Here is a 424-nt window from a genome sequence, read left to right on the forward strand (position 1 = left end):
TCTACGAGACCGGCAAGAAGATGACCGCGCTCGCCGACAAGGTCGCCGACGAGGGCTACGACGCCGTGTTCCTGATGGGCGTCGGCGGCACCTGGGACGAGCTCATGCAGCTCGAGTACCTCATGAACAAGTTCGGCGACCGCGACCTCGAGGTCTACCTGATCCACGCCGCCGAGTGGAACGTCTCCGGTCACAAGCGCATGACCGAGAAGTCCGTCGTGCTCACCGCCTCCGAGTCGGGCACCACCCCCGAGGTCCTCGAGGCCGTCAAGAAGATGAAGGGCATGGGCGTGCGCGTCTACGCCATGACCAAGCCCGAGGGCCCCATCGGCCAGGCTGTCGGCGCCGAGAACTGCGTCGCCATGGCTTCTGACCATGGTTCGGGCGGCTGCGAGAAGGGCTACTACCTCGCCGACTGCTTCGG

General features: G+C 65.8%; 1 pseudogene. It reads left to right on the plus strand.

The annotated features are described in order from the left end of the window. Positions 1 to 424, plus strand: a pseudogene (locus DWW12_RS10070) (SIS domain-containing protein); the annotation flags it as partial.

Origin of the sequence: Collinsella sp. AF14-35 (assembly GCF_003464565.1) — a bacterium.
In the GTDB taxonomy this organism is placed as follows: Bacteria; Actinomycetota; Coriobacteriia; order Coriobacteriales; family Coriobacteriaceae; genus Collinsella.